The organism is Polaromonas sp. P1_G2, assembly GCF_056405515.1.
Genome location: NZ_JBFUBY010000169.1, coordinates 1 through 9,332 on the forward strand (window position 1 = coordinate 1; position 9,332 = coordinate 9,332).

General features: G+C 66.1%; 8 protein-coding genes. 5 read left to right on the forward strand and 3 right to left on the reverse strand.

The features are described 5' to 3' along the window. Together AC1D0P_RS16775 and AC1D0P_RS16780 are read right to left on the reverse strand one after the other, a co-directional pair. On the reverse strand, nucleotides 1-1,613 hold a 1,613-nt coding region (locus AC1D0P_RS16775), incomplete at its 3' end, for a phosphoenolpyruvate carboxykinase (GTP) (RefSeq protein WP_477677788.1). Between the two features lie 441 nt (nucleotides 1,614-2,054). After that, on the reverse strand, nucleotides 2,055-2,222 hold the full coding sequence (locus AC1D0P_RS16780; RefSeq protein ID WP_436155687.1) for a hypothetical protein: 168 nt from the start codon (nucleotides 2,220-2,222) through the stop codon (nucleotides 2,055-2,057). A 122-nt stretch (nucleotides 2,223-2,344) separates the two neighbouring features. Here AC1D0P_RS16780 and AC1D0P_RS16785 point away from each other — a divergent pair, with 122 nt between their 5' ends. Beyond that, nucleotides 2,345-2,827 (forward strand): glycine zipper family protein, encoded by a 483-nt coding sequence (locus tag AC1D0P_RS16785; RefSeq protein WP_477677789.1) that lies wholly within the window; start codon nucleotides 2,345-2,347, stop codon nucleotides 2,825-2,827. A gap of 21 nt (nucleotides 2,828-2,848) precedes the next feature. Here the strand turns inward: AC1D0P_RS16785 and AC1D0P_RS16790 are convergent, their stop codons facing one another. Then, nucleotides 2,849-4,051 (reverse strand): threonine ammonia-lyase, encoded by a 1,203-nt coding sequence (locus AC1D0P_RS16790; protein ID WP_477677790.1) that lies wholly within the window; start codon nucleotides 4,049-4,051, stop codon nucleotides 2,849-2,851. Between the two features lie 251 nt (nucleotides 4,052-4,302). Between AC1D0P_RS16790 and AC1D0P_RS16795 the strand changes: the two genes are divergently transcribed. The 4 genes from AC1D0P_RS16795 to AC1D0P_RS16810 form a co-directional block, all read left to right on the forward strand. Further along, nucleotides 4,303-6,666 (forward strand): ATP-binding protein, encoded by a 2,364-nt coding sequence (locus tag AC1D0P_RS16795; RefSeq protein ID WP_477677791.1) that lies wholly within the window; start codon nucleotides 4,303-4,305, stop codon nucleotides 6,664-6,666. A 168-nt stretch (nucleotides 6,667-6,834) separates the two neighbouring features. Further along, on the forward strand, nucleotides 6,835-8,487 hold the full coding sequence (locus tag AC1D0P_RS16800; protein WP_477677792.1) for an FAD-binding protein: 1,653 nt from the start codon (nucleotides 6,835-6,837) through the stop codon (nucleotides 8,485-8,487). Further along, complete coding sequence (locus AC1D0P_RS16805) at nucleotides 8,484-8,813, forward strand: 4Fe-4S dicluster domain-containing protein (protein ID WP_477677793.1); 330 nt, start codon at nucleotides 8,484-8,486, stop codon at nucleotides 8,811-8,813. The genes AC1D0P_RS16800 and AC1D0P_RS16805 overlap by 4 nt, the downstream gene beginning before the upstream one ends. Nucleotides 8,814-8,830: 17 nt before the next feature. Further along, a partial coding sequence (locus tag AC1D0P_RS16810; RefSeq protein WP_477677794.1) for a type 2 periplasmic-binding domain-containing protein occupies nucleotides 8,831-9,332 on the forward strand: 502 nt, incomplete at its 3' end.

Consider the following 9,332-nt stretch of genomic DNA (forward strand, 5'->3'; position numbering starts at 1 on the left):
ATCCACTTGAGCACGCGCATGTTTTCGCCGTAGCCGGGCCAGACGAACTTGCCGTCTTCGCCCTTGCGGAACCAGTTGGTGGTGTAGATCTTCGGGATCACCGCGCCGGTGGCTTCCAGCTTTTTGCCGACGTTGAGCCAGTGCTGGAAGTAGTCGCTCATGTTGTAGCCCATGAAAGGCAGCATGGCGAAGGGGTCGCGGCGCACCACGCCGGCCTGGCCGGTGGCGGCTGCCGTGGTTTCCGAGCCCATGGTCGCGGCCATGTACACGCCTTCGACCCAGTTGCGCGCTTCGGTGACCAGCGGCACGGTGGTGGAGCGGCGGCCGCCGAAGATGAAGGCGTCAATCGCCACGCCTTTGGGGTCGTCCCAGGCGCTGTCGAGGGCCGGGTTATTGATGGCGGCGACGGTGAAGCGTGCGTTGGGGTGGGCGGCCTTGGCGCCGGTTTCCTTGGCGATCTGCGGTGTCCAGTCCTTGCCTTGCCAGTCGATCAGGTGCGCGGGCTGGCCGCCGGTGTCTTTTTCCATGCCTTCCCACCACACGTCGCCGTCGTCGGTCAGGGCGACGTTGGTGAAGATGACGTTCCTGTCCAGGCTCGCCATGCAGTTCGGGTTGGTGTGGAAATTGGTGCCCGGCGCCACGCCGAAGTAACCGGCTTCGGGGTTGATGGCGTAGAGCTTGCCGTCGGCACTGGGCTTGATCCAGGCGATGTCGTCGCCGATGGTGGTGACTTTCCAGCCGTCAAAGCCGGCCGGCGGCACCAGCATGGAGAAGTTGGTCTTGCCGCAGGCGCTCGGGAAGGCGGCCGCCACATGGTATTTCTTGCCCTGGGGATTCGTCACGCCGAGGATCAGCATGTGTTCGGCCAGCCAGCCTTCGTCGCGACCCATGTTGGAAGCGATGCGCAACGCGAAGCACTTCTTGCCCAGCAGCGCATTGCCGCCGTAGCCGGAGCCGTAGGACCAGATCTCGCGCGTCTCGGGGTAGTGCACGATGTACTTGGTCTTGTTGCAGGGCCATTTCACGTCCTTCTGGCCTTCAGCCAGCGGCGCGCCCACGGTGTGCACGCAGGGCACGAAGTCGCCGTCGACGCCCAGCACGCCGAACACCGCCTGGCCCATGCGCGTCATGATCTTCATGTTGACGGCCACGTAGGGGCTGTCGGAGAGTTCGATGCCGATGTGCGCGATCGGCGAGCCCAGCGGGCCCATGCTGAAAGGCACCACGTACATGGTGCGGCCCTTCATGCAGCCGTCAAACAGGGGTTGCAGCGTCTGGCGCATCTCGGCGGGCGCCATCCAGTTGTTGGTCGGGCCGGCGTCTTCCTTTTTGGCCGAGCAGATGTAGGTGCGGTCTTCCACGCGCGCGACGTCGCTGGGGTCGCTCTGGGCCAGGAAGCTGTTGGGGCGCTTGGCCTCGTTGAGTTTCTTGAAGGTGCCGGCGTCGACCAGCTGCTGGCACAAGCGCTGGTATTCGGCGTCGCTGCCGTCGCACCAGTAGACGTCGTCGGGCTTGCACAGGGCCACCATGTCGGCGACCCAGGCGATCAGTTTCGCGTTCTTGACGTAGCTGGGTGTGTTGAGCTTGAGGCCCTGCATCACGGGTTGGTTCATCGAAAAAACTCCAAAGTAAAAAAGCGTTATTTCGGGAAGCGTCGCGCGGCAGTCGTGGCCATGGTCCTGTGCTTGAGACGCTTGTCGAAATAAGGCTTGAGGGCTTCCGGACCGCCGCAGCGTGAGGCAAAAAGCGGTCGGAAGGACCGGCTTTTCCCACCTCCCACGGGTCGGCCTGAGAATTCATTTTAAGAACAACGGCGCAGGTTACCTTGCGGTTACCGTCAAAAGTTATGCATAACTTGCATGAGGTTATGCATATGGCGCGCAGGGGTTCAGGCAGTCATGACATGGGGGTATGGAATGCCATGGGGCGCTGTCGGGCCGAGGTTTTCGCTGCGGAAAAGGGCCGGAAAAGAGTCAGAGGGCGCTGGGGCCGAAAACAAAAAAGTCCGCAGGGTGCGGACTTTTGGGGGAAAGCGAGGGAGAGGCGGGAGGGTTTCAGGCCATGTAGATGGCGATGAAGGCCAGCAGGAACATCAGCACGCCGCCGACCACGGGCAGAACAATGGGGATCACGGGGATGATGGCGTCAACGGCATCCTGCTCCTGGGCGGGCGTGGCGCTGTCGTGGGCGGCATTGGTGGTGTGGCTGGCTGGACTGGACATGGGGGTTCCTGAATTGCTTGAAAGTCTGGCCGGATTTTACCCGCATGCCGCGATGGGCCGCAAAGAAGCCGGCCGCCGCCTTTGCGTTACCCTTTAGCCATGCCTGTTTGTGGAAGGAAAGCATGAAATCCCCAATCCCATTTCAATCCCGGCTGCGCGCCGTTTCCGCCGGCGCAGCCCTGTCCGCGCTGGCCCTGCTGTCGGCCTGCGCCACCGGCGGCCCCAACAGCGCTTCGGCCAGGCCGGTGCTCTATCCCAACGCCACGCTCAACCGGGTAGGCGACGCCCAGGGCCAGGCCGAGGCCAATGCCTGCATGTCGCGGGCCTCGGCCGCCGGGCTCAGCCCGTCGCAAAGCGGCAATGAAGTGGGCCGCCGCGCCGGCGAAGGCGCGGCCGTTGGCGGCGTGGCCTCGGCCGTGGGCGCCCTGATCACCGGGCGAGGCGGAGAAGGCGTGCTGCGCGCCGGCGCCGCGGGTGCCGCCGTGGGCGGCTCGGCGGGCGCGGTGTCGGGTGCTTTCCATAACGACAAGCCCAACAGCACCTACCGCAGCTTTGTGCAGCGCTGCCTCAGCGAGCGCGGCTTTGAGGTGATCGGCTGGAACTGAACCGCCGGCCGATAGCCGCGCTCAGTGCTGCTCCGAGGCCTCGAAGCCGGCCGCGTTGACCGCCGCCAGCACCTGCTGGATGTGGTCGCGCCCGCGCGTCTGGATCACCAGCTCGATCTCCACGTTCTGGGCCGAGAGCATGGTGAAGGCGCGCTGGTGATGCACTTCGTCGATGTTGGCCCCGGCGTCGGCCACGGTGGCGGTGATTTTCGCCAGTGAGCCAGGAATGTCGCGCACGCTGACCTTGATGCGCGCCAGGCGCCCGGCGCGCACCATGCCGCGCTCGATGATGGCGGCCAGCAGCAGCGGGTCGATATTGCCGCCGCACAGCACCAGGCCGACCCTTTTGCCGGCAAAGCGCGCCGGGTATTTGAGCAGTGCCGCCAGTCCGGCCGCGCCCGCGCCTTCGACCAGGGTTTTTTCGATCTCGAGCAGCATCACCATGGCCTGCTCGATGTCGCCCTCGTCCACCAGCACCAGGTCGTCCACCAGCTTGGCGATGATGGCCCGCGGGATGACGCCGGGCGTTCCGACGGCGATGCCTTCGGCAATCGTGCTGGTGCCTTGCGGATGCTGGGTGCCCTTGATGGCGTTGACCATGCCCGGGAAGCGGGAGGTCTGCACGCCGATGATTTCAATGCCGGGTTTCAGGGCCCTGGCCGCCGTGGCCATGCCCGCGATCAGGCCGCCGCCGCCCACGGCGATGACCAGGGTGTCCAGCTCGGGCACGGCGCGCAGCATTTCCAGCCCCACGGTGCCCTGGCCCGCGACGATGGCTTCGTCGTCATAGGGGTGCACAAAGACCAGGCCCTCGCGCTCGGCCAGCAGCAGGGCGTGGGCGCGCGACTCGTCGAGCGAATCGCCGTGCAGCACCACCTCGGCGCCAAAGCCGCGGGTGCGCTCTATCTTCACGCCCGGCGTGAAACGCGGCATCACGATCACCGCCCGCAGGCCGAGGCGCTGCGCGTGGTAGGCCACACCCTGGGCATGGTTACCCGCGCTCATCGCGATCACACCGCGTCGCCGTTCGTCGGCTGACAGTTGCGCGAGCTTGTTACAAGCGCCACGCTCCTTGAAGGATGCGGTGTATTGGAGGTTCTCGAACTTCAGGAAAATCTGCGCGCCCGTCAGCTGCGACAGCGTCCTGGATTCCACGCACGGTGTGTCCAGCAAATGGCCCTGCAGCCGCTGGGCGGCCTGTTCGATGTCGGTAAGGCTGAGCATGATTTCCTCTGTGGCGATGTACGGGATTGTGCCGGGTGATTGTCCGCGTGTAACGTTAGCGATTCTGTGGCGCATTTCACACGGAAGGGTTCAAGTAGCGTCTTCCATGATGCTTCAAGCTGCGTTATGGTGGAGCCTCGTTGAGCCCCATGGCGCCCAGGCGTTCATGGCCAAGGTGATAGGTCACGCAATGAGGCAAGGTGCATAGGCAATGTCAACCAGCGGTGTAGTTGCAACAGGGAGGTTTGTCCATGAGCAAGCGTTCCGTTAGCGAGCAGCAGTGGCTGCTGTCCCCCGGGCTCAAGGAAGCCCCGGTGCTGGACCTGATGTGTTCGCATTTCGTGCTGACGCTGGCGGCCCGCCAGGGCGCCAAGTTCAACGTCAGGCGCGACCTCAACAGCCTGCTCTCGCTCTCCGGCCGGCACCTGGTCTGGCCCCTGCCCGCCCTGCAGCGCCTGCGCGAATTCCTGGTCCGCCGCTGCAAGGACAACGAATTCTGGCGCGGCCACGAAAGCCTGACCGACGCTGAATTCATGGCGCGGCACGGCGCCTGGCGCGGCCCCTACGAAGAGGGCACGCTGTTTTTCTACCTCGATGAACACGCGAAAGACCAGCCCAAGGATTTGCTTTCCGTGCTTGCCGCCACCGGCGAATGGCTGACGCACGCACTCAAGAAACAATCGACCCTGGTCGAAAAAAACATCGATGCGCTGGCCAACCTTCTGCAACTGAACCGCGCCGAGCGTGCGCTGCTGCTCTACGGCACGCTGGCGCGCTACCAGCGCGACCTGCGCTCCCTGCTGGTGGAGTTCAAGGTCAACAACGCCCCTGAAGCCTATGCCGCCATCGCCGACGTGGCCGGCGTCAAAGCGCCTGAGGTCGCCGAAGCGCTGCGCGCCGGTTCGCGGCTCGAACGCATAGGCATGGTCGAGAACCTGATCTCCGAGCACAACATCACCGACCTCGCCGACCTCATGAAGGTCAGCGAGAAACTGCCGCCGGTTTTGATGCGCGAATACCGCGACCAGAACGAGCTGATGGCCGTCTTCACGCGCCCCGCCGCGCACAGCAGCCTGGGCCTGGCCGATTTCGCTTTTGTGCAGGAGGACGCGCAAGTGCTGGTGTCCCTGCTGCGCAATGCCGTGGCCGCCAAGGAGCAGGGTGTCAACGTGCTGCTCTACGGCCCGCCCGGCACCGGCAAGACCGAGCTGGCCAAGGTCGTCACGCAGGCCGCCGGGCTGGACCTGTTCGAGGTCGAATACGCCGACCGTGACGGCAACTCGCTGAGCGGGCGCGACCGCTACCGTTCATTGCAGATCGCGCAGGTCTTCCTCAAGGGCAGCACGCACTCGGCCCTGCTGTTCGACGAGGTGGAAGACGTGTTCCCGCCGATCTCCAACGAAGCCGCGCAGCTGATGGCGCGCTCCGAGCAACTGCCGGTGCCGGCCAGCGGCTCGGTCAGCGGCAAGGCCTGGGTCAACCAGATCCTGGAGTCCAACACCGTGCCCACGCTGTGGGTCACCAACCGCATCGAACAAATCGACCCGGCATTCCGCCGCCGTTTCGCCTACCACCTCGAGCTGCGCTCGCCTCCGCCCGGTGCGCGCGAGGGCGTGGTGCGCAAGACGCTGGAGGGTGTGCAGGTCAGCGATGCCTTTGTGGCCAAGCTTACGGCGCGCAAAGGCCTCACGCCCGCGCAGATACGCACGGCCGTCCGCTTCGCCCGGCTGGCCAGCGCGCCTGAGGAAAAAATCGACGCGCAGGTCGACGGCGACGCCATGCAGGCCATCCTGGCCGGCGGCCGGCCGCTGCTGATGGAATCGTTGATTGAGCGGCAGCTCAAGAACGCCGACGTTGCGCTGGGCAACAAATCCGAAAGCGCGGGGCGGCGCAGCGTCACCACCTACGACCTGTCCATGCTCAACGTCGAGTCGCGCTTTGAAGTGTCGCGCATCGTCGAGGCGCTCAAGAGCCGCGGCCACGGCAGCCTGTGCTTTTACGGCCCGCCCGGCACCGGCAAGACCGCGCTGGCCGAGCACATCGCCAAGGCGTTGGACCTGCCCCTGATCATCAAGCAGGCCAGCGACCTCATGAGCAAGTACGTCGGCGAGACCGAGCAGAACATGGCGGCCATGTTCCGCGAGGCCGAGTCCGAAAAAGCCGTACTGCTGCTCGACGAAGCCGACAGCTTTCTGCAGGACAGGCGCGGCGCCCAGCGCACCTACGAGGTGACCGAGGTCAACGAAATGCTGCAGGGCATGGAACGCCACAACGGCATCTTCATCTGTACCACCAACCTGTTTGACAGCCTGGACCAGGCGGCGCTGCGCCGCTTCACCTTCAAGATCAAATTCATGCCGCTGACCCGCGAGCAGCGCGAAGCCATGTTTGTGGTCGAGGCACTGGCCGGCGACGCGGCCCTGTTGGGCGGCGCCCTGTGCGAGCGCCTGGGCAAGCTCACCCAGCTGTGCCCCGGCGACTTCGCGGCCGTCAAACGCCAGGTTGACATCCTCGCGGCCGAGTTCACGGCCGAGGAATTCCTCGCGCAGCTTGAGGCCGAGCACCGCATCAAGCCCGAGGTGCGCGAAGGCCGCAACATGGGTTTCTTGCAGTAACTTCCGCCCGCTGCGGGGTGAGGTGCGCCGCGGAACCTGTCATTTCCAACTATCTTTAACCGGAAAGCTTCGTTCGCAAGCTGCCCGGCCCTGCCTAGAGTTACACCACTGGCGCCTCCGCTGTTTCAAAAAGCGGTTGCCGCCCAGGCGCAACTTCAGGAGCAGGCGATGGGAACACGGGATTGGGATCTGGAGCGGCTGTCGAATGCGGCAGGCGCGGTGCGGCACGAGGTGGATGTGCTGGTGATTGGCGGCGGCCCCGCCGGCGCCTGGGCCGCCGTCAGCGCGGCCGCTACGGGCGCCTCGGTGCTGCTGGCCGACAAGGGCTATTGCGGCACCTCGGGCGCCACCGCGCCTTCGGGGACGGGACTCTGGCACGTCTCGCCCGACGGTGCCGCGCGCGAAGAGGCCAAGGCCAGCCGCCTGGCGATGGGCGGGCATCTGGCCGAGCATGCCTGGATGGACCGCGTGCTGGCGCAGACCTGGGCCAATGTCGATTTGCTGACCGAATGGGGCTACCCCTTCCCGGTCGATGCCGACGGCCGGCTGCGCCGCACCTCGCTGCAAGGACCTGAATACATGCGCCTGATGCGCAAGCAGGTCAAGGCGGCCGGCGCCCGCATCATCGACCACAGCCCCGCGCTGGAACTGCTGGTCGATGACGGTGGCACGGTCTGCGGCGCCACCGGCGTGAATCGCCAGAGCGGCGAGACCTGGGTGGCGCGCGCCGGCGCGGTGGTCATCGCCACCGGCGGCTGCGCCTTCCTGAGCCGCGCGCTGGGCTGCAATGTATTGACCGGCGACGGCCACCTGATGGCAGCCGAAGCCGGCGCCGAACTCTCCGGCATGGAGTTCTCCAACGCTTACGGCCTGGGCCCGGCGTTTTCCTCGGTCACCAAATCGCTGTTCTACAACTGGGCGACCTTCTACCACCAGGACGGCTCGCCGATTGAAGGCGCGGGTTCCGCGCGCGGGCGCAGCGTGATCGCCCAGACCTTGCAGACCCATCCGGTCTACGCCTGCCTGGACAAGGCCGACGCCGACATACGCGCCTGGATGCGCACGGCCCAGCCCAACTTTTTCGTCTCTTTCGACCGGCAGGGCATCAACCCCTTTACCCAGCATTTCCCCGTGACCTTGCGACTCGAAGGCACGGTGCGCGGCACCGGCGGCCTGCACCTGGTGAGCGAGAGCTGCGCGACCACGGTGCCCGGCCTTTACGCGGCCGGCGACGCGGCCACGCGCGAACTGATCTGCGGCGGCTTCACCGGCGGTGGCAGCCACAACGCGGCCTGGGCCTTGTCCTCGGGCTTCTGGGCCGGCGCGGGCGCGGCCGATTTCGGCCGCAGCGTGCGCAGCGCGGCGCAGCGCGTGGCCTTGCGCGCGGGCGGCGTCGGTTTGCAAGGCAAAGGCAGCCATGCACCCGACAGCGCCGAAGTCATACGCGCGGTGCAGGCCGAGGTGTTTCCGTATGAACGTAACTGGTACCGTCGCGGCGACCTGCTGGAGGATTCCCTGCAGCGGCTCGACGCGCTGTGGCACCGCCTGCGCGCGGGTGCGCCCGCGGCCAATGCGCAGGAGGCGGTGCGCGCCCGCGAAGCCGCAGCCATGCTCGCCACTTCGCGCTGGATGTACCGCAGCGCGCTGCAGCGCACCGAAACACGCGGCATGCACAGGCGCAAGGAACATACGGCCAGCGACCCGGCGCAGCGCCACCGGCTGGTCAGCGGCGGGCTCGATGAAGTCTGGGTGCGCAGGCATGCGGTGGACGACGCGCCGTCAGCCCACGCGCCTCTCGCGGCGCAGGGAGTGCCGGCATGATTGAAATCGTCAGCGCCACCCGCTGCACCGCCTGCAATATCTGCGTGCATGCCTGCCCCACCAATGTGTTTGACATCGTGCCCGGTGGCCCGCCCGTGATCGCGCGGCAGGACGACTGCCAGACCTGCTTCATGTGCGAGCTCTACTGCCCTGAGGATGCGCTTTATGTCGCGCCGATCGCCGACCACGCCGCCGTGGTCGACGAGCACTCAGCCGGCACGCAGGCCTTGATGGGCAGCTATCGCAGCGCCATAGGCTGGGGCAAGGGACGGCAGTCCACCGCCGGGGCCGACGCGAGTTATGAACTTCTGCAACGGGCGCACTGATGCGCCGGCTAACTGATATGACCGACCTGAAATTTTCCGTGGCTCGTTTGAAGACTCCACGCCGCCGGTTTCTTGGCACCGCGCTCGCGGCGGCGGCCTCGCTGGCCGTCCCGGTTCTGGGCCGCGCCCAGACCGCATCCCCCAAGGCCTTGCGCCTGGGTTTTATCGGCCCCGGAAAAAAACCAGCTTCGGCCACGGGCTGGGCCTTGCAGCAGGGCCAGCTGCAGCGCGAGCTGGCGCCGCTCGGTTTTGGCGAGGTGGCCACACGCGTGTTTCCCAACGGGCCTGACCTCAACGAGGCCTTTGTCTCAGGCAAGCTCGACGTCGGCATCTACGGCGACACGCCCGCCGTCGTCGCCCGCGCCCAGGGCTTTGAAGGGCGTTTGCTGGGTTTTGACAACGTCGGCATGAACGTCTGGCTGCTCACGCCGCGCGGCGGCGTCAAAACCGTCAGGGAGCTTGAGGGCAAGACCGTGGGCGTGGCGCTGGGCTCTTATATGCACCGCTACGTGCTGGGCC

Excerpts from the sequence above, each read along its gene's own strand:
- AC1D0P_RS16780 (WP_436155687.1), bottom strand. The coding sequence starts at position 2,222 with ATGTCCAGTCCAGCCAGCCACACCACCAATGCCGCCCACGACAGCGCC.
- AC1D0P_RS16785 (WP_477677789.1), top strand. The coding sequence starts at position 2,345 with ATGAAATCCCCAATCCCATTTCAATCCCGGCTGCGCGCCGTTTCCGCC.
- AC1D0P_RS16790 (WP_477677790.1), bottom strand. The coding sequence starts at position 4,051 with ATGCTCAGCCTTACCGACATCGAACAGGCCGCCCAGCGGCTGCAGGGC.
- AC1D0P_RS16795 (WP_477677791.1), top strand. The coding sequence starts at position 4,303 with ATGAGCAAGCGTTCCGTTAGCGAGCAGCAGTGGCTGCTGTCCCCCGGG.
- AC1D0P_RS16800 (WP_477677792.1), top strand. The coding sequence starts at position 6,835 with ATGGGAACACGGGATTGGGATCTGGAGCGGCTGTCGAATGCGGCAGGC.
- AC1D0P_RS16805 (WP_477677793.1), top strand. The coding sequence starts at position 8,484 with ATGATTGAAATCGTCAGCGCCACCCGCTGCACCGCCTGCAATATCTGC.